The organism is Streptomyces sp. NPDC054887, assembly GCF_053610585.1.
Genome location: NZ_JBSGYQ010000041.1, coordinates 51,983 through 71,029, shown reverse-complemented (window position 1 = coordinate 71,029; position 19,047 = coordinate 51,983). Strand labels below are relative to the sequence as shown.

The following is a 19,047-nucleotide window of genomic DNA, read 5'->3' as shown; positions in this document are numbered from 1 at the left end:
AGTCCCTCGCCGACTACCTCACCAAGGTCACTCCACCAGCCAACGAGAAACACACAGATACTTAGCCCTTGGATTTCAGGCGCATGACACTAGTGCTGTGACCGCATAGGTTCGCCGGGTTGGTGGTCGTGGCGGTTGGATGTGTGGTGACGTCCGATCCGACCGCTGGAAGTGCGGTGGCTGAGCCTGTCCGTGTGCGGGGCTGACCGACCAGGAAGGGCAGCGGCTGAGCAGATCGTGCGCCCGCCCGAGCCCGGTCCAGGCGTCCCCTTAGCCGCCCCGGAGCGGCTGCTCCAGGAACTCCGCCATTCCGAAGGGGTGGACCTGGAAGTGAGGATTCGTGTGCCGCCCGCATACGAGCACGGGCCACAGGTCGGGGTCCTCGCCCGTGGTCAACCAACAATAGATGTCTGCGCCACTGGTGACGCCCCAAGCCAGGATGGAGTCCGGGTCCACATCGAGGGCCGCCCTGCCGCCGTACATCTCCCAGGTGCCACGGGCGTTCGCCGTCTCGTCCTTCAGCCCGGACCCGTCTGCGTAGGCGTCGGGCCGCGGAACCGGCAGCAGTATGCCGATCGCCTCACTGAGCTGTCCTGCCCCGTATACCTCCATGAAGGCGACATAGTCGGCAGGAAACCGGGTCCCCCCGGTGTCTTCGAGCTCACCCCAGTCGATCCGCTCATCCACGCCGTGCGTCGTCGACACGACCTGCGCGAGCGCCGTTATTCCAGGGGTCCCGCCCACTTCCACTCCTGCACGTACATCTTCGAAAAGCCACAACCTACGCGATCATGCTTCTCGCGGGAAAGGGGCCGACGCTGGCACGAACCTCCAACCCGGCGAACCAGCCGCCCGGCCACCGGCGAGACCCCCCGGCGCAGTTGGTGTGTACCTGCCGCTAGAGTGCGTTGCTTGTCGACGGGCCGTACGGCGTGGGGGGAAGCATGAGTGGGCAACTGCGGGACACCGCGAGTGAGTTGGCCGACGTGCTGTGGCGTGAGCACACGGTGTACCGGGACCGCGCGGGAGGCGTGGTCATCAGGGGCGAGCACGTGCAGCGCTGGATCAGCCTCGCGCCGGCCGGCGGCCGGGGAGAGATCCTCGTCCGCGCCGGGCGCATCCTCGACGGCGGTACGACGGCCCCCGCCCGTTCGGAGGCGGTAGTTCCGCTGGCCGCCGGTGCCGGCGAACTGGCCGCCACCTGCCGCCGCCTCCTCGCGGAAGCCGCCGTCGACACCACTTCGCGGGCGCCGGGCCAGGGCCGCTCCCGGAAGTCGGGAGGCTCCGGTTGCCCGGGGAGCTCCGGTAGGCGCGGTCGGTTCCGGAGGTCGCGTGCCCCCCGGCGACGGGGGAGACACACGAGTTTCGGCTCCTTCGTGGTCCTGGTCTGCGTGGCAGGCGTCGTCGCCCTCTACCTCTACGGCGCGGGAGTGTTCGCCGGGTAGGCGGCTCGTCCGCCCCCGATTCGCCCCGGCGGCTCCGCTCAGTCCGGCCTGCGCGCCTCGATCAGGAAGCGGGTCGAGTGTGCCACGAACGGCCCTTCGGCCAGGATCTTCGCGTGCAGTTCCCGGAGCCGGTCGCGGTACTGATCGACGGTGAAGCCGGGCACCATCCAGATCACCTTCCGCAGGAAGTAGATCACCGCGCCGATGTCGAAGAACTCGACGCGCAACCGCTCGAAGCGCAGGTCGACCACCTCCAGGCCTGCGGCCTCCGCGTCCCGGCGCTCGTCGTCGGGGTGGCGTGCGCGGCGCACTTCCTCGGGCTGCGGACCGAGGAAGTACTCGACGAGTTCGAAGACGCTGGAGTGGCCGACGTGCTGGGAGAGGTACGTGCCACCGCGCTGGAGCACACGGGCGATCTCCTCCCACCACACCGTCGCGGGGTGACGGCTGGTCACCAGATCGAAGGCGCCGTCCGCGAACGGCAACGGAGGTTCGTCCGCATCCGCGACCACGACAGCACCCAGCGGGTGCAGCAGCCGCGTCGCCTTGGCGACGTTGGGCGGCCAGGACTCCGTGGCCACCATCGTCGGCGGCAGCTTCGGAGCGCCGGCGAGGACTTCCCCGCCGCCGGTCTGGATGTCGAGCGCCGCGGACGCGCGGGCCAGGTGCTCGCTCATCGTCCGCTGATACCCCCAAGAGGGCCGCTCTTCCGTGGCCCGGCCGTCGAGCCAGGAGAAGTCCCAGCCCTCCACCGAAACGGCTTCCGCCTCGGACACGAGTTCGTCAAAGGTGCGTGACATACCCGGATGATTGCCTCAGCCCGTGAACGAAGTCAAAGCGATTTGCGACGCGTTCGCCCTACTGGGAGGCACCTGAGAGGCACGTGAGAGGTACCTGAAAGGCACCCGGGAGGCATCCGAGGGGGACGACGGCGCCCATGCCGTGCTTCGCCGCATCGGCACGAGCCGGTCGCATCGCGGGGCGGCCCGCGTTGAGCGGCCCCCACACCGCGACGAGCTCCGCGAAATTCTGTTGACCGGATTGCCACGCCCCCACAGGATCTGCCCATGGACACCACGACCGCCGCCTCGTCGCCGCTGACCCCCGCCTCCTCTGTGCTGCGGGGTCAGCAGCAGGCCGGCCGAACGCGAGGGCCGGCTCTCGTCCGGTCATGATCGCCGCCCTGGTCGCGGGGCTCCTCGCCGGTTATGGCATCGCCATGCCGGTGGGGGCGGTCGCCGCGTATCTGGTGTCGCTCACGGCTCGTACGTCTCTGCGGATCGGTGCCTGCGCCGCGCTCGGCGTGGCGACCGCCGACGGTCTGTACGCGCTGATCGCCGCCGTCGGCGGATCCACCCTCAGCCCCGTCATCCAGCCGGTAGTGGTCCCGCTGCGCTGGGTCTCGGCATGCGTACTGGTCGCACTGGCGGTTCGCGGCGGCGTCAGGGAACTCGGGCGATACCGCGAGCGCCGGACGGCGACCCGGGACGACGACGGACAGGTCGGTGCCGCACGGGCCTATCTCGGGCTGCTGGGGATGACTCTGATGAACCCCACCACCGTCATCTATTTCGCGGCGCTCGTGCTCGGCAGCCAAAGCGCGAACCCGCCGGACTACGCCGAGCAGGCCGTGTTCGTAGTCGCCGCATTCGTGGCGTCCGCCAGCTGGCAGCTGCTCCTTGCCGGCGGCGGGGCCCTGCTCGGCCGGGCGCTCACCGGCAGTCGCGGGCGGCTCGTCACCGCAATGGCGTCGAGCGCACTGATCATCGCCTTCGCGCTCTACCTGCTCACACACGGCACATTCGCTCCGACCTGACCACCCGCCCCGGCAACGGACGCCGACGCGAGCAAGTGCCCCGCCCCCGAGCCCGAGCAAGCGACCGCCGCCGAGCCCCGGCCGGAGAACCCCGAGCCCGAGCCGGCGAACCCCGAGCCGGCGACCCGACACCGAGCACCGCCCCGCCCCCGGCACCGACCCGCCACCCCCGCCCCGCCCCCCGCCCGCGCATCACCCGGACGGACCAAGCGTCCCGACCCGCACACCGGGAATCCGGGCCCGCTCAACGTGCGGAGCCCGGGCTTTGCGGTTACTCGTAGGTCATGGCATCGAAGTGGCAGCAAGAGCACGGAGACGACGAGCCCGGCCGCGAGCACCGCTCTCCGGACCCCGGTCCCGACGCGGAGTCCGGCCGTCGCGCGGGCCCCGACCCCCAGGTGGAACGGAACGCGCCCGACAAGCCCACCGAGCTGGGCAAGAAGTCGTGGGGCGCGGTGCTCAAGCGCACGATGGCGGAGTTCAAGGACGACGAACTCACCGACCGGGCCGCCGCGCTCACGTACTACGGCATCCTCGCGCTTTTCCCCGCCCTGCTGGTGCTGGTGTCGATCCTGGGCATCGCGGGGCAGGAGGCGACCAAGACCGTGCTGGACAACATCGCGAAGCTGACGCCCGGCTCCGCGCGCACGGTCATCACCGGAGCGGTCGAGCAGTTGCAGGCCAGCGGCAGCGGTACCGGATCGGTCATCGCGATCGTCGGTCTCGTCGGCGCGCTCTGGTCGGCGTCCGGCTATGTGGCCGCGTTCATCCGCACCTCGAACGCCGTCTACGACATCCCCGAAGGCCGGTCCGTCTGGAAGATCACGCCGCTGCGCCTGCTGCTGACCCTGGCGCTGATGATCCTGGCCTGTGTCAGCGCGCTGATCGTGGTGTTCTCCGGCAACCTCGCCCGCCAGTTGGGCAAGACCCTCGGGATCGGCGACACCGCGCTGAACGTCTGGTCGATCGCGAAATGGCCGGTGCTCGTCGTGCTGGTCACGATCATGATCGCGCTGCTGTACTGGGCTGCGCCGAACGCGCGGGGCCGAGGCTTCAAGTGGGTCACCCCCGGCAGCTTCCTGGCCCTGGTGATCTGGATGGTCGCCTCCGCCGGATTCGCGCTCTACGTGGCGAACTTCGGCTCGTACAACAAGACGTACGGCGCCCTGGCCGGTGTGATCATCTTCCTCGTCTGGCTGTGGATCACGAACCTGGCGATCCTGCTGGGCCTGGAGTTCGACGCGGAGATGACCCGCGAACGAGCCATCGTCGGCGGGCACCCCAGCGACGAGGAGCCGTACGTCGAACCGCGCGACACGAGCAAGTGGACCGATGAGGACCGCAAGCGGATGGGCAGCGACTGACTGTGCCGGAGCACCTGGGCAGCCGTGTCGACGGGGTCGGCGTCACCCGGTCGAAGGAGACCGTGACGCATCTCCTGCACGACCTTCGCCGCCTCGACCGCCGGCTCACCCACCGGGCCGCCTCCTGGGATTCGCCGCTGGCCCGGCGCGTGCTGCCGGCGGTGGAGTCGGCGGCCGAGCGGACCAAACTCTGGTGGGGCGCCGCCCTGGCCATGGCGGCCCTGGGCGGCGCGCCGGAACGCAGGGCGGCGGCCGGGGGAGTGGCCAGCATGCTCTCCGCGCAGCTCATCGCGAACGCGGTGTGCAAGCAGTTGTACGAGCGGCGCAGACCACCGGCGGACATCATTCCGCACGACGGCGCCGAAGAACGTCCGGACAGCTCGTCCTTCCCCTCCGGACACACCGCCGCCGCCGTCGGCTTCACCGTCGCGGTGTCCTTCACGTCGCCGTGGATCGGGGCGGCGGCCGCGGTGCCCACCGCGATGGTCGCCGTACAGCGCGTCCAGGCGGGAGCGCACTACCCCAGTGACGTCGCCGCGGGTGCGGCCATCGGTGTGGGAAGCGCCCTGCTGGTGCGTCACGTCCCGCGCCTGTTGCTGCGCCTGCTGCTCTAGCGCGTGGCGTACGGGCGCATCGGTCATCCGGTGGATCTGTCCGTTTCCCGCGCGTGGGGTGTCGGCTGGCGGGCACCCGAAGGAGCGGCTACGACTTGGAACGACAGCCACCAGCGAGCAGGCCGGCGCCGACGCCACCCGCGGCGCCGGCCGAGATGCGGCAAGGAAAGGCAGGTCACGAGGATGAGCACGTCAGTGGGCCAATCGCCCCGCAGGGACACCGAGGAGTCGGTGGGCGACCTGGTCAAGCACGCGTCGGAACAGATCTCCCAGCTGATGCGGCAGGAGCTGCGCCTGGCGCAGGCCGAGATGCAGCAGAAGGGGAAACGGTTCGGGCTCGGCGGCGGCCTGCTGGGCGGAGCCGGTGTGGTCGGCTTCGTCGCGTTCCAGGCCGTGGTGGCCACCGCGATCGTGGCCCTGGACCTCGTCTGGCCGCTGTGGCTGGCCGCGCTGGTCGTCACGGGAGTCCTCCTCGTGCTGGCGGCCGTGCTCGCCCTCATGGGCAAGAAGCAGGTCAGTCGTGCCACGCCGGCCGCCCCCCAACAGGCCATCAGCAGTGTCAAGGCCGACGTGGCCGAGATCAAGGAGAGGGCGCGGCGATGACGAACAAGGCAAACGGCGACGGTTCCTCGCCGGACCCCGCCGAGCTGCGGGCCCAGGTGGAGCGGACCCGCGCGGAGCTCGGCCGGACGGTCGAGGCGCTGGCCGCCAAGGCCGACGTGAAGGCGCAGGCGCAGCAGAAGGCCGCGAAGGTCAAGGGGATGGTGCAGGACAAGGCCGCGTCCGCCAACCAGCAACTGTCGGGAACGGCCCACGTGCTGGGGCGCAAGATGCACAACCGGGACGCGGAACCGGGCGCGCACGCGGGCTCGCACACCAACCGCAATGTGTTCCTGATCGCCGGTGTCGCGGTGGCGATCGCCGTGGTCGTCGTCGCCGCCCGACGCAGTGGGAGGTGCTGATGAAGGCGTCGAAGGTCGCCTACAAGCCGGTCGGCATGGCGCTGGGAGCCCTGAGCGGCGCCCTGGCCGGTGCGTTGTTCAAGCAGGTGTGGAAGGTCATCGGCCACGACGAGGACGCCCCCGACGCCACCGACGAGGAGCGCGGCTGGCGGGAGGTGCTGATCGCGGCGGCCGTGCAGGGCGCGATCTTCGCCGCCGTCAAGGCGGCGGTGGACCGCAGCGGTGCCACCACCATTCGCCGCCTGACCGGGACCTGGCCCGGCTGACGGACCGTCCGTAAGTCGGCGGACCGTCCGTACACCGGCGGACCGTCCGTACACCGACGGGCCGTCCGTACGCCGACGGGGCGCGCGGAGTGCTCGTGGGGCCGCCGGTGCTCAGAGTGCGACGCGTCGCTCGTCGGCAGTGATGGGAAGGTCGTTGATCGAGGCGTAGCGACGCCGCATCAGGCCGTTCGCCTCGAACTCCCAGTTCTCGTTGCCGTAGCTGCGGAACCACCGACCGGCCGCGTCGTGCCACTCGTACTCGAAGCGGACCGCGATCCGGTCGCCGGTGAAGGCCCACAGTTCCTTGCGCAGGCGGTAGTCCAGCTCGCGCCGCCACTTGTCGCGCAGGAAACCCACGATCTCCGCGCGCCCGCGCAGGAACGTGTCGCGGTTTCGCCATTCCGAGTCCTCGGTGTAGGCGAGCGCCACCCGCTCCGGGTCCCGGCTGTTCCACGCGTCCTCGGCCGCCCGCACCTTCAGGCGGGCGGTCTCGGCAGTGAAGGGCGGGAACGGCGGCCTCGGACCGGGCACTGCCTTCCCGGACAAGGCATTCCCGGCCAAGGCATCTCTGGACACGGCTTTCCCGGACATGGCTCTCACCCTTCGAATGCGGGAGAACGATCATTCTCCCTCGCCTGCGCTAGCCTAGGAGAACAGCGATTCTCTGGCAAGGAGAAGTGGACATGGAAACCGCGGCCCAAGAGACCCGCATCCTCGACGCCGCCGAGACCCTCTTCTACGGGCGCGGCCTCCAGGCCGTCGGCATGGCGGAGATCCGCGACGCGTCGGGGGCGTCCCTCAAGCGCGTGTACCAGCTCTTCCCCTCGAAGGACCACTTGGTGGAGGCGTACCTCCGCAGGCGCGACGTGCGCTGGCGGGCTTCCCTCGCGCACCACGTGGAGTCCCGGCGTCCCGGCGAGGAGCGGATTCTGGCGGTCTTCGACTGGCTGCGGGAATGGTTCGACGAACCCGGCTTCCGTGGCTGCGCCTTCGTCAACTCCTTCGGGGAGATGGGCGCCACGTCGAACGCCGTCGCGGCGGCCGCCCGGGACCACGTCGACGCCCTGAAGGACTTCCTCGCGGGCCTGGTCGCCGAAGCGGGCCGCTCCGCCAGGCTGAGCCGCTCGCTCCTCCTGCTGGTGGAGGGCGCGATCACCGCGGCCGCCGTCTCCGGGGACGGCGCCGCGGCGGACGACGCCAAGGAGGCGGCCCGCGCGCTGCTGGCGCAGGACTCCGGCAGCCGCGCGCCGAGCCCGGCTTGAGCCCACCGGCCGCGTTCTCGTGGCGCTGTCACATCCTGCGGTCGACGAGGAACGGCAGGAGCGCGAGGATGTCGCCGACCGCCGCCGGCGTCAACGGGACGCTCGCCAGGCAGCCACGGGCGCTGTCCAGGTGGTGACGCGCCTCGGCCAGCGTCGCGGCGCGGCCACCCGCCTCCTCCACCAGTCGAGCGGCCGTGCGGGCCCCCGTGTCGTCGAGCGGGCCGTCCGACGAGAGGAGGTCCGCCAGTCGCCGCGCGGCCGGGCAGTGGGCCGACACCGCCGCGAGCACCGGGTACGTCTTCTTCCTCCGGCGCAGATCGCTGTGCACCGGTTTCCCCGTGACCCGCGGATCGCCCCAGATCCCCAGCACGTCGTCCACGGCCTGGAAAGCCACCCCCAGATGCCGCCCGGCGCGGGCGAGGGCGTCGACCGTGGACTGCGGCGCTCCCGCCAGTACGGCGCCCACCCCCGCGGCGCAGCCGAGCAGCGCGCCCGTCTTGTCACCCGCCATGGCCCGGTACTCCCGCGGTGACACGGCGTCCGGGCCCGTCCACGGCCGCGCTTCGAACAGCAGGTCCTCCGCCTGCCCGCGCACCAGGTCGGTGAGCGTCCCCGCCAGGTGCCGCACCGCTGCCCCGCCGTGGACGCTGCCCGAGCCGGCCAGGGTCTCGACGGCCAGCGCGAACAACGCGTCTCCCGCGAGCACCGCCGGCCCCGTGCCGTACGCCTTCCACACACTCGCGCGCTGCCGCCGGGTCTCGTCGCCGTCCATGATGTCGTCGTGCAGGAGCGAGAACGTGTGGACCAGCTCGACGGCGACCGCGCCGACGACGGCGTCCGCGCCGGACCCGCCGGCGGCCTCCGCGCCGAGGACGGTGAGGGCCTGGCGTACGCCCTTGCCGTGCGAGCCGGCGGGACCCGGCACCGGCCGTCCGCCCACCTCGCTCCAGCCGAGCGAGAAGGCGGCCATCTCGGCCGGCCACGGATGCAGCCGCCCCACCGCCTGTACGAGGGCGGGCCGCACGAGTTCACGGCATCGGTCGAGGATCTGCGGCGCATTCGCCCGGGCCGCCACCGGCGGCGTCACCGCCGGCCGCCTTCGTCGTCCGCCGCGGCGGTGAGCGCGAGTGCGTCGATGTCGTCCGCCGCGTCGGCGCGGGAGCGTACGCCGGCGTCGTCCGCCGCGTCGGTGAGGGGCGGTACGCCGAGTTCCGCGTGGGCCTTGTCGACCATGTCCCGCGCGTGGCGCAGGCCGATCCGGTCGAGCGTACGGCCCAGCTCGGCCAGCTCGCCCGCGGTCTCGTCGTGGCCCCGGCCCAGACGGGCGCGTGCCTTGGTCAGCCCGAGACGCGCCAGCGCCTCGCCGCGCGGCTCGCTCATGGCCCGGAACTCCCCGAGCGCCTGCTCGTACACCTGGCGGGCCTCCTCGTAACGGCGGGCACGGTAGAGCACGTTGGCGCGCATCTTGTGGTTGTAGGCCAGCGCGCTGGACAGGTTCATCTCGCGGCACATGCCTTCGGCCTCGCTGAGCAGGACGAGGGCGCGCTCCGGCTCGTCCCGCAGAGAGACGATGTCGGCCATGCCGCGCAGGGCCCATGCCCTGCCGCGCCGGTCGTCGGCGTTCCCGGCAATCTGGGCCGCTTCCTCGAACATCGCCAGCGCCGTGTCGTACGAACCGGTGTTGCGGTGTATCTGCGCGATGCCCTCCAGCGCCCACACGGTGTGACGCGCCTCGCCGCGCTGCCGCGCCTCGGCGAGCAGTTGCTCGTGCAGGACCGCGACGGCCCGGTAGTCGCCCTGGATGCGTCCCGTCTCCGCCAGGCCCGCCAGAGAGTACCCGCGGGCGACGACGTCCCCGCCCCGCTTGCCCAGCTCGGCGGCCAGCCGCAGCAGCCGGAACGCCAGCGGCAGAGCGCCCCGCTGCCGTGCCAGCGTCCCGCCGCTCCACAGCGCCCAGGCCATCGCCGCCAGGTCGCCCGCCGACCGCGCGGCGCGGTAACTGGCCTTCCACGCCCGGTCGGCCGCCTCGACGTCACCCAGCCTGCGGTGCGCCTCGGCCACCGCGAGCCCGTAACGTGCCGCCTCCCGCTGCGCACCGGCCGTCTCGGCCGACCGCAGGTGCCGGGTGGCCTGCTCCAGTACGTCCGTGAGGGAGGAGTTCACCGACAGTGCGGTGAGGGCGCCTTGGTACTCGGGCGCGAACGCTTTGCTGTGCATGGGTGCCTTCCGTGCGCGGCCGGAGGCGGCGGGCGACTATGCGCTCTGTGTATACATGCCGCGTATACATGGTGCGTATAGCCGGTCGGCCTTCGGCCACTCGTGTGCCGTGGGGGTCCTTCGGCCGCCGGCTGTTTCGCGGCGGGCCGTCCTGTTGTGGATCAAGACGGCTGCCGCGCACGGAGGGTTGCCCGCGTACAAAAAAGTTTTCCCCGCGACCGCCGACCGCCGACCGCCGACCGCCGACCGCCGACCGCCGACCGGCGGTCGCCCGGGCGCTTCGGCGCACGGGAAGCGCACGCGGAGTGGGAGGCCCCGTCAGGTGGGCCGGCCGCTCAACCGGTCCACCCGACGCGCCTCCGTGTCATTCGCTCAGGTGCGTCCGTGCCACCGCTCGCCGGCGCGGCGGCACCGGGACGGACGCGCGGGTGCCCGGCCCTTCACACCGGGCGCGCGGGTACGTGGACGGTGCCGCCCCGGCTGATGGTCAGCGGCGGGCTGCAGGCGCCGTGCGGCAGCTCGGGCGACGTGATGCGCACGCGGTACGGCCCCTCGGGCAGCTCCGGCACCACCACCGAGGCGCGCAACGCGCGCGGGTCCACCTGCGAGGCCAGCACCGCCGCCTCGCGCCACGTCCCCTCGTCGGTCCTGCGCTCCAGCAGCACGCAGCACGGGTAACCCAGGCCGCCGGTGATCCGCCAGCTGATCTGCCGTCGCTCGACGCAGGTCCAGCAGTCGCCGCCGGTGGGCGCCCGTACGAGCAAAGCGTCCGAGGCCGGTTCGGGCGGGGTGGGGCGGGGTGGCAGCACGGCATCGGTCGCCCGCTTCAGCCGGGCTCGGGCCAGCGCGATCCAGCGCATCGTCTTCCTTCCGTGGCAGTTCCCGCGGCGGCTGCGGACCACCCGGCGCGGGAACGGGTCCTCGTCGTCGTGAAATGGGTGTGTCCGCCCCGAAAGCGCCCGACACGGGACCAAGGTCCCGCACGGCCGGGGCCTTCGTCACCAACACGGCCGTCGCCGCCGTGCCGCCCCGTCGGGCCGTGAGCGTTCGCGCGTGCCGGAGGCGGAACCTACGATCGACGGGAACGGATCTTGACACGCGCATCCGGGAGGACGTCACCGTGAAGTCGTGGACGGCAAGGCGGTGACGGCCCCGTGAGTTTCTCCCTGCCCGGCCTGCCGGATCTTCCGCACGACGTCGACGGCCTCAAGGCGCTCATTGATGCCGAGGTCGCCGCACTGCGCGCCGACGTACGGCGCAAGGCGGAGGAACGCCTGCCGCTCGCGAACTCCATCAGCCACGCGTCGCCCCTGAGCAGCCGGTCCCTGGACACCTTCACCTCCGGAAGACCCGGCACGGAAGGCGGTTCCCCGGCGGCCGGGGCGAACACTTCCGGCGAGAACTGTCAGGACGGTACGCCGGGCCAGGACCCGTGGGCGTGCCTGTGCTCCAGCATGTCGGCCATCCCCGTCTCGGCGGCGCTGCTGGACCCCGTGTTCGACGAAAGCGGCGAGATCACCGACTTCGTCATCCGGGCCGGCAACCACGTCCGCTCGTCGGAATGGCTCGAAGCGCCGGACACCCAGGTGGGGCAGCGGTTCCTGGAGGCCCGTCCCGGAGCCGCGGCGAGCGGGCTGCTGTCCGCCCTGGCCGCGGTCTTCAAGTCCGGCCGCGCGCTCAACGGGCTGACCGTGGACTACACGGAGGAGCGGCACGGCCGGCTGCGCCGGGCCCCGCTCCTGTACTACGCCGCCTCCTGCGGCGACCACCTGCTGACCACCTGGGTCCCGGCGCGCAGCGAGTCGGAGATCCTGACCCTCGACGCCCAGCACATCGCGTCGATGGGATGGGGCCACTGGGACCTGCTGTCCGGGCACGTCAGCTGGTCGGAGGGGCTGCACCGGATCTTCCGCACCGACACGAGGATGCCGTGGTCCCTGACCGAACTGTGCGACGCGGTCCTCCCCGGCGAGGTGGCGGCCCTCGCCGAGCTGATCACCGCCGTCCTCGCCGGTGAGGAGCCGGCCTGGACGCGCATCCGCTTCCGGGTCCTCGGCGAAGTACGGACCCTGGACCTCCTCGGCAGACCCGTCGCCGGGATCGACGGCCGCCCCTGGGCCGTGCACCTCGTGGCGCGCGACCTCACCCCCCAGATGCGCAGCCGGCGCCGCCTGGCGGAGACCCAGCGCGAAACGGAACGGCTGCGTCAGCAGGCCGAGGCGGAGCGGCACATCGCGTCCGTCATGCGCGAGGCCCTCCTGCCGACGCACTCCGCGGAACTCGCGGAGCTGGGACTCACCGTGGCCGCCGCCTACCTGCCGGCCGAGCCCGACGCCGCCGTCGGGGGCGACTGGTACAAGTGCAGGCGGCTGCCCGACGGGCGCGTGCTCGTCGCCATCGGAGACGCCGTCGGCCACGGTCTGGACGCCGTGGCCCGGATGGCCCAGCAGCGCCACGCCCTCGCCGGGCTCGCCCAGACCGGGGCCCCGGCGGGCGAGATGACGACCTGGCTGAACGAGCTGGTGTGCAGCGACTCCTCGGCGATGACCGCGACCATGATCGCCGGACACATCGACCACGACCGTGTCCTGCGCTGGGCGTGCGCGGGTCATCCGCCGCCGCTGCTGCGACGCGGGCGGGAGGTGTCCGCGCTGCCGACGGACCACCTCGGCCCGCTGCTCGGCACGATGCCCGGTTACGCGTACGAGACCGCGGAGGTCCCGCTGCGCGGCGGCGACCTGCTGCTCCTCTACACCGACGGCGTGGTCGAACGCCGGGGCGAGGACATCGGCGTGGGCATCGGCAGCCTCGGCCGGAGTCTGTCCGGCCACGCGGGACTCCCGCTCCGGCAAACCCTCGACCGGGTCATCGCCGACTACGCGCGCGCGGCCCACGACGACGACGCCTGCCTGCTCGCCATCCAGGTGGAGTGACCGGCCGCCGCCGGGTCACCGACCGCCGTCGCCGAAGCGCAGTACGAAGCGCTTCTGCCAGGGAGTCTCCACGGCGCGCGGGTGGTAGTGGCGCCGGGTGTACGCCACGGCCTCCTCAGGCGGCACCCCGTCGAGCACGGCCAGGCAGGCGAGCGCCGTACCCGTACGTCCGCGACCGCCGCCGCAAGCCACCTCCACCCGCTCGTGGGCAGTCCGTCCGAGCGCTTCGCGCAGTACGTCACGGGCCTGCCGGCAGTCGCTCGGCAGACGGAAGTCCGGCCACCGCAGCCAGCGGGCCTCCCATGCGACCGGCGGAGGTTCCGTGCCCAGCAGGTGGACGGCGAACGACGGCGCCGGCCCGGCGGGCAGCGGCCGGCGCAGGCCACGGCCGCGCACGAACAGCCCCGAGGGAAGCCGCATGACACCGGCGCCCGACGGGTCCCAGCTCTCGCTCATGCGCCCACTCTACGAGCGGCGGCCGGCGGCGGGGGAGGGGGGAACGGCGGTCCCCGCGGCACGCACAACCGCGCGCATGTGTGTGAACATCCGCGTCCGTCCGAGTGGCACCGCGAAGCTGGTCCGACGTCAGGGGGCACCCATGCAGCGGGCGCGCACCAGCGCGTCAGATCTTCCTCTAGGAGAGCAACATGCGTATCCGCACCGCGTTCGCCGCCACCGCCCTGGCCGCTGCCGCAGTCCTCGCCGGCGCAGGCTCCGCCAACGCCGACGCCTACGCCGAGGGCAAGGCGAAGCACTCGCCCGGTCTGCTCTCAGGCAACCTCGTCCAGGTCCCGATCCACGCTCCGATCAACGTGTGCGGCAACACCGTCAACATCATCGGCCTCCTCAACCCGGCCTCCGGCAACCACTGCGTCAACAAGTAGCCGCTGCCAGCGCGCCGCGGGCCGCGGGGACGCGTCACCCCCTGCGGCCCGCGCGCCCGGCCGCCTCAGGCGGCCGACATCTTCGGCATCTCGCCCTGCGTCGTCTTCAGGTCGATCACGGCGAACGCCGCCCCCTGCGGGTCCATCAGCGCCGCGAAGCGGCCGAACGGGCTGTCCATCGGCCCGAAGTGCAGCGTGCCCCCGCGCTCCGTCGCCTTCGACACCGCCGCGTCGCAGTCCTCGACGGTGAAGTACACCTGGACGTACGACGGGATCTCGGGCGGGAACTCGTCCGTCATCTTCATCCGCCCCAGCACGGGGTTGCCGTCCACGTTGAAGATCTTGAAGTCCATCGCCTCCTCCTCCACGCGCTGCACGGTGTACGGGAAGACGGCGGGGAAGAACGCGTCCGTCTTCTCCGGCGCGCGCGTGAAGACCTCCGCCCAGGCGTACGCGCCGGGCTCCCCCAGCTTCTCGAACCCCTCGTGCCGCCCGGCCTGCCAGACGCCGAACACCGCGCCGGCCGGGTCCTTCGCGATCAGCATGGAACCGAAGTCGCCCACCTGCATCGGCTCCATCAGCACCTCGCCGCCGTTGTCGGTGATCTTCCGGGCGGTGGCGGTGACGTCCGGCGACGCCAGGTACAGACACCACGCCGACTGGCTGTCCTGGCCCGGCATCGGCGGGACGACGGCGGCCACCGCCCTGCCGTCGGAGTAGGCCTGGGTGTAGTTGCCGTACTCCGTCGAGCTCTCACCGAAGGTCCAGCCCAGTACGTCGCCGTAGAACGCCTTGGCGCCTTCCACGTCGGTGAACATCGCGTCGGCCCAGCACGGAACGCCCTCTGCTTGTGCGGCCATCGTTTCGCTCTCTCCTGCTCGATAATTTATCCGTTGAGCAACGGTATCCAGTCATTTGGCGTGCGGTGCCGGGAGCGGGCCGAAGGGGTGACACCGCGCAACCAGGCGGGTGACTCCCCGCCCGTGGCGATCACCTCGGGGCCCTCGCGTGCGTTGAGGTGGGCTCGCGCTTACGCCCGTAGCCCAGGGCCGGGCAACCCTCACTCATCCACTGGAGGTTCCATGCTCCGTTTCCGTGCCCGACAGCTGTCCGCCGCCGTGACCACCGCCGCCCTGGCGGTGACCGCCACGGGCGCCTTCTCCCTCACCGCCCAGGCAGCCCCGGCGTCGAAGGCCGAGTCCAAGGCGAAGGTGCTCAACTGGCTGGCGCACAAGCACTCGGACAGCATGCCGCGCAAGCTCCACAAGGGGTCCGACTGGACGTCGTACGCCTACCTGTACGACATCAAGAAGGGCAAGCCGGGCAAGAAGATCGGTGACGCCACCTCCCACTGCAGCGCCGTCGAGGTGACGCCCCACAGCGTCGTCGCGCAGTGCCAGGGCGTCATGCGCACCGACGGCGGCAGCATCACCGTCAGCGGCACCGTGGACCACCAGGGCCCGGGCCCGTACGGCGGAGACGCGGCGATCACCGGCGGCACCGGCAAGTACGAGGACGCCGAGGGCCAGGTCGAGGCCGTCTTCTACGGCGACTACGCCAAGCTGCGCGTCACCCTCGACGACTGACGGACCGTACGCCGGCCGCCCGCTCCGTCGCCGGAGCGGGTGGCCGGGTGAGGGGCGGCGGATGGTGCCTGAGTGACGCGAGAGAGGGAAGGAGCTTGAAGTGCCTGAAGTTACCGACCCTCTGCTGAATCTCGTCCGGCGGCACAAGGAACCCGTGGTCGTACAGACCGTCAGATCCACCGTCGCCGCCGTGGTTTCCTACGTCGTCGCCCTGATGCTGAGCAGCGAGCCGGCGCCGCTGACCGCGCCCCTGACGGCGCTGCTCGTCGTCCAGGTCACCCTGTACGCGACGCTCACCACCAGCATGCGGCGCATGAACTCGGTGGTGGCGGGCGTGGTCATCGCCATCGGCTTCAGTTCGCTGGTGGGACTGACCTGGTGGAGCCTGGGACTGATCATCCTCGCCTCACTGATCATCGGCCGCTTCGTGAAAGCCGGCGAGTTCGTGCCCGAGGTGGCGATCAGCGCCATGCTGGTGCTCGGTGTGACACGGGTGGCCGCGACGGCCTGGGACCGGGTGCTGGAGACCCTGATCGGGGCGGTCGTGGGGCTGCTCTTCAACGTCCTGTTCGCGCCCCCGGTGTGGGTGCAGCCCGCCAGCGCCGCCATCGAGGGCCTCGCCGGCCGGATGCGGGACCTGCTGATGCGCCTCGGTGAGGAGGTGTGCGGCCACACGACCGTGGCAGAGGCCGCGGAGACGCTGCACGACGCGCGCCGGCTCGACCACGACATCGTCCAGGTCGACGCCTCCCTGCGGCAGGCCGAGGACAGTCTCCGGCTGAACCCCAGGGTCAAGGAAGGGCTGCTGTTCCGGGTCGTCCTGCGCACCGGCCTCGACACCCTGGAGATCTCCGCCGTGGTGCTCCGCACGGCGTGCCGCACGCTGACCGACCTCGCCAAGGAGCGGACGGAGGAGCCGCTGTTCCCGGAGCGGATCGCCACCGCCCTCGCGGAGCTGTTCGTCCACATGGCCCGCGCCGTCGAGAGCTTCGCCGTCCTGATCACCACGCAGGTGAGCGTCAACGCCGAGGAGGCCGAGGACCGGCTCCTCAGGGAGCTGGCCGCCAGCCGCGCGAGCCGCGAGATCGTGGCGCACCTGCTGCTCGACGGCGTACAGGAACACCCGCGCCAGTGGCAGCTGCACGGCGCCCTGCTGGCCGAGATCGACCGGATCCTGGACGAGCTGGACGTGGAGAAACGTTCCATGCGGCTGGTGGAGGAGCTCGACCGGCAGTCCCGGGAACAGCGGGAGAAGTTCCCCGTGGTGGCCAAGCTCCGGAGCAGGCTGCGCGCCGGCCGTTCCGACGAGGAACCCGAGGAAGCCCTCGACTAGGGCCGTCGTGATCGGGTACCCGGTGCTCGTGCCGAGATCCGCGCGGCAGGCACGCTGCCGTGCGTCACCCGAAGGAGGCGCAGATGAGCACGGTGAAGGAGACGGTAGAGGTCGAGGTCCCCGTCCGCACCGCCTACAACCAGTGGACGCAGTTCGAGGAGTTCCCGAACTTCATGGAGGGGGTTGAGGAGGTCAGGCAGATCGACGACCGCCACAACCACTGGACCACGAAGATCGGCGGGATCAAGCGGGAGTTCGACACGGAGATCGTCGACCAGCTCCCCGACGAGCGGATCACCTGGCGTACCACCAGTGGTGACACGCACCAGAAGGGCATGGTCAGGTTCCAGCGGGTCGACGAAACGCACACCCGCGTGGAGCTCGTGATGGACATCGACGCGAGCGGCGCGGCGGAGAAGGCCGCGGACATGTCCGGCATGATCGACCGGCGTGTGAAGGGCGACATGCGGCGCTTCAAGGAGTTCATCGAGCACCGCGGCGGCGAGTCGGGCTCCTGGCGCGGTCGCATCAAGCCCGGCTGACCTCGCACCGGCGGGCCGGTGACCGTACCGGCAGCACATCGACGGCTCTGACGCCCGGCCCGGCGTCAGGGCCGTCGCCGCTGTCAGGAGGTCCGCCGACACGACGAGAACTCGGATTGAGCGGGGGCTTGTCAACTTTGCTGCTGCGAGCTATATAGGTGGTGTCGCCATGTGCATCCCGTATCCGGGAAAGGAGTGACCGATGATGCTCATGCGTACCGACCCCTTCCGTGAGCTCGACCGCCTCACCCAGCAGCTGATGGGCACGAACGCGAGGCCGGCCGCCATGCCGATGGACGCGTTCCGTGAGGACGAGACGTTCGTCGTCGAACTGGATCTGCCGGGCGTGGACCCCGAGACGATCGACCTGGACGTCGAGCGGAACGTGCTGACCGTGAAGGCCGAGCGCCGCTCCCGCGCGGGAGAGGACGCGGAGGTCCTGATCGCGGAACGGCCGACGGGTTCCTTCAGCCGCCAGCTCTTCCTCGGCGAGACGCTGGACACCGAGCGGATCGACGCGTCGTACGACGCCGGAGTGCTGCGCCTGACCATTCCCGTCGCGGAACAGGCCAAGCCGCGCAAGATCTCGATCTCCGGGGGCAGCGGCCCCAAGCAGATCAACGGCTGACTCCGCCGGGGGCGGGACCCGCGGACCCGGTCCCGCCCCCACAGCCCGTTGTGGGCGGGCGTTGCACCGCGATCACGAGCACGTACGAGGAGGGCCGACGGCATGGTGATGATGTGGGACGCGTTCCTGTCCGCCGTGCAGGAACGGGGCCAGTACCCCTCACGGCAGGAAGCCGAACGGGCGACACGCGTGGTGATCGCCCTCCTCGGCGCGCATGTGGTGGGCTCCGAGCGGTCCGAACTGGCCGCCCGGCTTCCGGAAGGCTGTGCGCTCCTGTTGCTCAATCCGCTGCCGGCCGCCGAGCCGCTCGGGCCGCAGAGGTTCGTACGGGCGACGGCCGCGTGGATCGAGGGTGCCACGGAGGAGACGGCGAAGTGGGACGTCAGCGCCGTCCTCAGCGTCGTCGCCGACGCGGCCGACGACGAGCTGATGCGTCGGGTCCTGCTCCAGCTGCCCCCCGGCTACGACGTCCTCTTCGGCCGCCCCCAGACGACGTGAGCTGTGGGGCGTTCGGCGGAGTCGGCACGGCGACCGCGCGGGCCCGCGCATAAGGTGCTGCCTCCCCGAAGAGGGGGCATGCTGATTCTGGACATCACGCAAAACCCCGCACAAGTAACACATGCAGTACAAGCGTCATCAAGAAACACACCGGACATGTCCGGACAACAGGAAAACAGCAGAGAGGCAGGTAGCCACAGTGATGCGGTGGAACGAACTCGTACAGCAGGTCCGCGCCTCAGGGCAGTACGCCACCGACGCCGAGGCGGAGCGCGTCCTGCGCACCGTACTGACTGTGCTGGGCACACATACCAGTGGTGAAGAGCGCCGCGAACTGGTGCGCCTGCTGCCTGTGGAGGCGGCCGTCATCCTCGCCCGTCAGACCCCCGCCGCCCGGGCCCTGACCGCACCGGAGTTCGTCGAAGCCGTCGCCGCCAGACTCGGCGGGCTCACGCACCCGGCCGCGCGCTGGGGAGTGAGTTCCGTGCTCGGCGTGGTGGCCGACTGCGTGGGCGACGACCTCACCCGCCGCATCACCGCCGGCCTGCCCAGGGGCTACGCCCTCCTCTTCGGCCGGGCGGAGCTGTCCCCGGCAGCCGCCTGAGCCGGTCCGCCGCCTGCCGCACAGGGGGAACGCCCACTGGGCGTTCCCCCTTCCGCATGCCTCTTCGCCGCGTCCGCTGCGCTTCGGTGCATA

Annotated in this window: 24 protein-coding genes; 16 read left to right on the top strand and 8 right to left on the bottom strand. The window is 71.4% G+C overall.

Annotation, left to right across the window (positions count from 1 at the left end; genetic code table 11):
• Nucleotides 1-270: 270 nt before the first annotated feature.
• The gene (locus ACWGH0_RS22930; protein ID WP_453406062.1) at nucleotides 271-744 is read right to left on the bottom strand and encodes an SMI1/KNR4 family protein; all 474 of its coding nucleotides are present in this window, start codon (nucleotides 742-744) and stop codon (nucleotides 271-273) included.
• A 200-nt stretch (nucleotides 745-944) separates the two neighbouring features.
• On the opposite strand from ACWGH0_RS22930, the gene ACWGH0_RS22925 reads away from it, so the two are divergent.
• Entirely contained in the window at nucleotides 945-1,445 is a 501-nt protein-coding gene (locus tag ACWGH0_RS22925; protein WP_453406061.1) for a hypothetical protein, read from the top strand.
• A gap of 38 nt (nucleotides 1,446-1,483) precedes the next feature.
• Here ACWGH0_RS22925 and ACWGH0_RS22920 read toward each other — a convergent pair whose 3' ends face one another.
• Nucleotides 1,484-2,245: a class I SAM-dependent methyltransferase gene (locus ACWGH0_RS22920; protein ID WP_453406060.1), complete on the bottom strand. Its 762-nt coding sequence runs from the start codon at nucleotides 2,243-2,245 to the stop codon at nucleotides 1,484-1,486.
• Between the two features lie 371 nt (nucleotides 2,246-2,616).
• Here ACWGH0_RS22920 and ACWGH0_RS22915 point away from each other — a divergent pair, with 371 nt between their 5' ends.
• From ACWGH0_RS22915 to ACWGH0_RS22890, 6 genes are all read left to right on the top strand, one after another.
• The gene (locus ACWGH0_RS22915; RefSeq protein ID WP_453406059.1) at nucleotides 2,617-3,261 is read left to right on the top strand and encodes a LysE family transporter; all 645 of its coding nucleotides are present in this window, start codon (nucleotides 2,617-2,619) and stop codon (nucleotides 3,259-3,261) included.
• A gap of 284 nt (nucleotides 3,262-3,545) precedes the next feature.
• A complete protein-coding gene (locus tag ACWGH0_RS22910) occupies nucleotides 3,546-4,625 on the top strand; it encodes a YihY/virulence factor BrkB family protein (RefSeq protein WP_453406058.1) in 1,080 nt (359 codons plus the stop codon).
• A gap of 2 nt (nucleotides 4,626-4,627) precedes the next feature.
• Complete coding sequence (locus ACWGH0_RS22905; RefSeq protein ID WP_453406057.1) at nucleotides 4,628-5,239, top strand: phosphatase PAP2 family protein; 612 nt, start codon at nucleotides 4,628-4,630, stop codon at nucleotides 5,237-5,239.
• A 183-nt stretch (nucleotides 5,240-5,422) separates the two neighbouring features.
• Nucleotides 5,423-5,842 carry a phage holin family protein gene (locus tag ACWGH0_RS22900; protein ID WP_453406056.1) on the top strand — a complete coding sequence of 140 codons (420 nt, stop codon included), beginning with the start codon at nucleotides 5,423-5,425 and terminating at the stop codon, nucleotides 5,840-5,842.
• Nucleotides 5,839-6,201 (top strand): DUF3618 domain-containing protein, encoded by a 363-nt coding sequence (locus ACWGH0_RS22895; protein WP_453406055.1) that lies wholly within the window; start codon nucleotides 5,839-5,841, stop codon nucleotides 6,199-6,201. Before ACWGH0_RS22900 ends, ACWGH0_RS22895 begins: the two co-directional genes overlap by 4 nt.
• Nucleotides 6,201-6,467 carry a DUF4235 domain-containing protein gene (locus ACWGH0_RS22890; RefSeq protein ID WP_453406054.1) on the top strand — a complete coding sequence of 89 codons (267 nt, stop codon included), beginning with the start codon at nucleotides 6,201-6,203 and terminating at the stop codon, nucleotides 6,465-6,467. Before ACWGH0_RS22895 ends, ACWGH0_RS22890 begins: the two co-directional genes overlap by 1 nt.
• Before the next feature lie 111 nt (nucleotides 6,468-6,578).
• On the opposite strand, the gene ACWGH0_RS22885 is transcribed toward ACWGH0_RS22890, so the two are convergent.
• The gene (locus tag ACWGH0_RS22885; RefSeq protein ID WP_453406053.1) at nucleotides 6,579-7,013 is read right to left on the bottom strand and encodes a nuclear transport factor 2 family protein; all 435 of its coding nucleotides are present in this window, start codon (nucleotides 7,011-7,013) and stop codon (nucleotides 6,579-6,581) included.
• Nucleotides 7,014-7,150: 137 nt separating this feature from the next.
• Here ACWGH0_RS22885 and ACWGH0_RS22880 point away from each other — a divergent pair, with 137 nt between their 5' ends.
• Nucleotides 7,151-7,729, top strand: a complete 579-nt coding sequence (locus ACWGH0_RS22880; protein WP_453406052.1) for a TetR/AcrR family transcriptional regulator — start codon at nucleotides 7,151-7,153, stop codon at nucleotides 7,727-7,729.
• 28 nt (nucleotides 7,730-7,757) lie between these two features.
• Here ACWGH0_RS22880 and ACWGH0_RS22875 read toward each other — a convergent pair whose 3' ends face one another.
• The 3 genes from ACWGH0_RS22875 to ACWGH0_RS22865 all read right to left on the bottom strand — a co-directional run bounded on the left by ACWGH0_RS22875 (nucleotide 7,758) and on the right by ACWGH0_RS22865 (nucleotide 10,806).
• Nucleotides 7,758-8,816, bottom strand: coding sequence for a polyprenyl synthetase family protein (locus ACWGH0_RS22875; RefSeq protein ID WP_453406051.1), 1,059 nt, complete (start codon nucleotides 8,814-8,816; stop codon nucleotides 7,758-7,760).
• Nucleotides 8,813-9,946, bottom strand: coding sequence for a tetratricopeptide repeat protein (locus tag ACWGH0_RS22870; protein WP_453406050.1), 1,134 nt, complete (start codon nucleotides 9,944-9,946; stop codon nucleotides 8,813-8,815). The genes ACWGH0_RS22875 and ACWGH0_RS22870 overlap by 4 nt, the downstream gene beginning before the upstream one ends.
• Nucleotides 9,947-10,386: 440 nt before the next feature.
• Nucleotides 10,387-10,806 carry a hypothetical protein gene (locus tag ACWGH0_RS22865; protein WP_453406049.1) on the bottom strand — a complete coding sequence of 140 codons (420 nt, stop codon included), beginning with the start codon at nucleotides 10,804-10,806 and terminating at the stop codon, nucleotides 10,387-10,389.
• A gap of 294 nt (nucleotides 10,807-11,100) precedes the next feature.
• On the opposite strand from ACWGH0_RS22865, the gene ACWGH0_RS22860 reads away from it, so the two are divergent.
• Complete coding sequence (locus tag ACWGH0_RS22860) at nucleotides 11,101-12,879, top strand: PP2C family protein-serine/threonine phosphatase (protein WP_453406048.1); 1,779 nt, start codon at nucleotides 11,101-11,103, stop codon at nucleotides 12,877-12,879.
• A gap of 15 nt (nucleotides 12,880-12,894) precedes the next feature.
• Here ACWGH0_RS22860 and ACWGH0_RS22855 read toward each other — a convergent pair whose 3' ends face one another.
• Nucleotides 12,895-13,335, bottom strand: coding sequence for a protein-tyrosine phosphatase family protein (locus ACWGH0_RS22855; RefSeq protein ID WP_453406047.1), 441 nt, complete (start codon nucleotides 13,333-13,335; stop codon nucleotides 12,895-12,897).
• 191 nt (nucleotides 13,336-13,526) lie between these two features.
• Here ACWGH0_RS22855 and ACWGH0_RS22850 point away from each other — a divergent pair, with 191 nt between their 5' ends.
• Nucleotides 13,527-13,763: a chaplin gene (locus tag ACWGH0_RS22850; RefSeq protein ID WP_453406046.1), complete on the top strand. Its 237-nt coding sequence runs from the start codon at nucleotides 13,527-13,529 to the stop codon at nucleotides 13,761-13,763.
• Nucleotides 13,764-13,828: 65 nt separating this feature from the next.
• Here the strand turns inward: ACWGH0_RS22850 and ACWGH0_RS22845 are convergent, their stop codons facing one another.
• Entirely contained in the window at nucleotides 13,829-14,623 is a 795-nt protein-coding gene (locus ACWGH0_RS22845) for a VOC family protein (RefSeq protein ID WP_453406045.1), read from the bottom strand.
• Nucleotides 14,624-14,845: 222 nt separating this feature from the next.
• On the opposite strand from ACWGH0_RS22845, the gene ACWGH0_RS22840 reads away from it, so the two are divergent.
• From ACWGH0_RS22840 to ACWGH0_RS22815, 6 genes are all read left to right on the top strand, one after another.
• Entirely contained in the window at nucleotides 14,846-15,349 is a 504-nt protein-coding gene (locus tag ACWGH0_RS22840; protein WP_453406044.1) for a hypothetical protein, read from the top strand.
• A gap of 100 nt (nucleotides 15,350-15,449) precedes the next feature.
• Entirely contained in the window at nucleotides 15,450-16,682 is a 1,233-nt protein-coding gene (locus ACWGH0_RS22835) for an FUSC family protein (protein WP_453406043.1), read from the top strand.
• A gap of 83 nt (nucleotides 16,683-16,765) precedes the next feature.
• Nucleotides 16,766-17,224: an SRPBCC family protein gene (locus tag ACWGH0_RS22830; RefSeq protein ID WP_453406042.1), complete on the top strand. Its 459-nt coding sequence runs from the start codon at nucleotides 16,766-16,768 to the stop codon at nucleotides 17,222-17,224.
• A 202-nt stretch (nucleotides 17,225-17,426) separates the two neighbouring features.
• On the top strand, nucleotides 17,427-17,852 hold the full coding sequence (locus ACWGH0_RS22825) for an Hsp20/alpha crystallin family protein (protein WP_453406041.1): 426 nt from the start codon (nucleotides 17,427-17,429) through the stop codon (nucleotides 17,850-17,852).
• 102 nt (nucleotides 17,853-17,954) lie between these two features.
• Nucleotides 17,955-18,350, top strand: a complete 396-nt coding sequence (locus ACWGH0_RS22820) for a DUF2267 domain-containing protein (RefSeq protein WP_453406040.1) — start codon at nucleotides 17,955-17,957, stop codon at nucleotides 18,348-18,350.
• 202 nt (nucleotides 18,351-18,552) lie between these two features.
• Nucleotides 18,553-18,954, top strand: coding sequence for a DUF2267 domain-containing protein (locus ACWGH0_RS22815; protein ID WP_453406039.1), 402 nt, complete (start codon nucleotides 18,553-18,555; stop codon nucleotides 18,952-18,954).
• Nucleotides 18,955-19,047: the final 93 nt, after the last annotated feature.

Coding starts and splice junctions, on each gene's coding strand:
- ACWGH0_RS22925 (WP_453406061.1), top strand. CDS start 945: ATGAGTGGGCAACTGCGGGACACCGCGAGTGAGTTGGCCGACGTGCTG.
- ACWGH0_RS22920 (WP_453406060.1), bottom strand. CDS start 2,245: ATGTCACGCACCTTTGACGAACTCGTGTCCGAGGCGGAAGCCGTTTCG.
- ACWGH0_RS22915 (WP_453406059.1), top strand. CDS start 2,617: ATGATCGCCGCCCTGGTCGCGGGGCTCCTCGCCGGTTATGGCATCGCC.
- ACWGH0_RS22910 (WP_453406058.1), top strand. CDS start 3,546: ATGGCATCGAAGTGGCAGCAAGAGCACGGAGACGACGAGCCCGGCCGC.
- ACWGH0_RS22900 (WP_453406056.1), top strand. CDS start 5,423: ATGAGCACGTCAGTGGGCCAATCGCCCCGCAGGGACACCGAGGAGTCG.
- ACWGH0_RS22895 (WP_453406055.1), top strand. CDS start 5,839: ATGACGAACAAGGCAAACGGCGACGGTTCCTCGCCGGACCCCGCCGAG.
- ACWGH0_RS22890 (WP_453406054.1), top strand. CDS start 6,201: ATGAAGGCGTCGAAGGTCGCCTACAAGCCGGTCGGCATGGCGCTGGGA.
- ACWGH0_RS22880 (WP_453406052.1), top strand. CDS start 7,151: ATGGAAACCGCGGCCCAAGAGACCCGCATCCTCGACGCCGCCGAGACC.
- ACWGH0_RS22870 (WP_453406050.1), bottom strand. CDS start 9,946: ATGCACAGCAAAGCGTTCGCGCCCGAGTACCAAGGCGCCCTCACCGCA.
- ACWGH0_RS22865 (WP_453406049.1), bottom strand. CDS start 10,806: ATGCGCTGGATCGCGCTGGCCCGAGCCCGGCTGAAGCGGGCGACCGAT.
- ACWGH0_RS22855 (WP_453406047.1), bottom strand. CDS start 13,335: ATGAGCGAGAGCTGGGACCCGTCGGGCGCCGGTGTCATGCGGCTTCCC.
- ACWGH0_RS22850 (WP_453406046.1), top strand. CDS start 13,527: ATGCGTATCCGCACCGCGTTCGCCGCCACCGCCCTGGCCGCTGCCGCA.
- ACWGH0_RS22845 (WP_453406045.1), bottom strand. CDS start 14,623: ATGGCCGCACAAGCAGAGGGCGTTCCGTGCTGGGCCGACGCGATGTTC.
- ACWGH0_RS22840 (WP_453406044.1), top strand. CDS start 14,846: ATGCTCCGTTTCCGTGCCCGACAGCTGTCCGCCGCCGTGACCACCGCC.
- ACWGH0_RS22830 (WP_453406042.1), top strand. CDS start 16,766: ATGAGCACGGTGAAGGAGACGGTAGAGGTCGAGGTCCCCGTCCGCACC.
- ACWGH0_RS22825 (WP_453406041.1), top strand. CDS start 17,427: ATGATGCTCATGCGTACCGACCCCTTCCGTGAGCTCGACCGCCTCACC.
- ACWGH0_RS22820 (WP_453406040.1), top strand. CDS start 17,955: ATGGTGATGATGTGGGACGCGTTCCTGTCCGCCGTGCAGGAACGGGGC.
- ACWGH0_RS22815 (WP_453406039.1), top strand. CDS start 18,553: ATGCGGTGGAACGAACTCGTACAGCAGGTCCGCGCCTCAGGGCAGTAC.